This window comes from Erwinia sp. MYb416, from assembly GCF_037479575.1.
In the GTDB taxonomy this organism is placed as follows: domain Bacteria; phylum Pseudomonadota; class Gammaproteobacteria; order Enterobacterales; family Enterobacteriaceae; genus Erwinia; species Erwinia rhapontici.
Map to the genome: position 1 here is coordinate 1 of NZ_JBBGYT010000147.1, position 1,045 is coordinate 1,045.

General features: G+C 44.2%; 3 protein-coding genes. 2 read left to right on the forward strand and 1 reads right to left on the reverse strand.

What is annotated here, in order from left to right; genetic code table 11:
* Positions 1–233 (forward strand): hypothetical protein (locus WH277_RS01390; RefSeq protein ID WP_339503937.1); only part of this gene is annotated, 233 nt, incomplete at its 5' end.
* Positions 234–280: 47 nt separating this feature from the next.
* Here the strand turns inward: WH277_RS01390 and WH277_RS01395 are convergent.
* On the reverse strand, positions 281–508 hold the full coding sequence (locus tag WH277_RS01395) for a hypothetical protein (RefSeq protein ID WP_339458064.1): 228 nt from the start codon (positions 506–508) through the stop codon (positions 281–283).
* 242 nt (positions 509–750) lie between these two features.
* Here WH277_RS01395 and WH277_RS01400 point away from each other — a divergent pair.
* A partial coding sequence (locus tag WH277_RS01400) for an exonuclease domain-containing protein (RefSeq protein ID WP_339503939.1) occupies positions 751–1,045 on the forward strand: 295 nt, incomplete at its 3' end.

Here is a 1,045-nt window from a genome sequence, read left to right on the forward strand (position 1 = left end):
CTTCTGGAGCATTAAATAAGATGAAAGTGCTCTGGCTGAGAGACTCTTTCGGAATAGCACTTTACCCGTATATGAATGCAACTTTCAGTGAAATTATGGAAAGGCATTTCGATGCTTTCACCAAAAAGCCTGAAGACCTCAAAGAACTGATTCGAAGATATCAACCTGATATTGTCATAATAACTGTCATCGAGAGATCTTTCTCCGCAGACTTCTTTATGATGGAACCGTAAAAGTACTAATCCCATTGATTTTAAATTATTAATGGGGTTGCTATAAATCACTCAAGAAAATCAATAAAAACAATATAAATCAGTGCGTTGAAAAAAATACTGCATAAACGCACTGCGTTTTCAAAACCCTGTGTATCGCGCATCACCGTACAAATTCCAGCCTTGTTAGCGGGTTTACAGCTGGCAACACTCTCAGGCAACGTCGTCATTTTTACCGCAATATCAATATCAAAATGCCATACCCTTCCTACAGATATGCGAATATGCAAGGCCATAGAGGCCTGCTACTTCAGGCGAGTCCGAATATGGTTTACCATGTATAGCGCGAAGTTAGTGTCGCTGAGGGCCATATGATTTTCTGTACGCGGGATTTCAGGGATTCTGTACCCACTATGTGCACCATATTGCATAGACTAAAGCGAACCATAATGAACAGATGTGAATAATGCAGGGTTTGTAAGTAGAGTTGAGCACTGCCTTTTCAGAAAGTTAACAAACAGAAGTGGACAGCGAAACAGTGAAAGACACAACTAATCAACCTACCTTCCTTTTCCACGATTACGAGACCTTCGGTAAAAGTCCCTCGCTGGACCGCCCTGCGCAGTTCGCGGGCATCCGTACCGATATGGATTTCAATATCCTGGGCGAGCCTGAGGTGTTTTACTGTCAGCCTGCGGATGACTATCTGCCACAGCCGGAAGCCGTGATGATCACCGGCATCACGCCACAGATTGCACGTGCTCGCGGTGTCACTGAAGCGGAATTTACCCGTCGTATTCATCAGCTGTTCAGCGAACCCAACACCTGTGTGG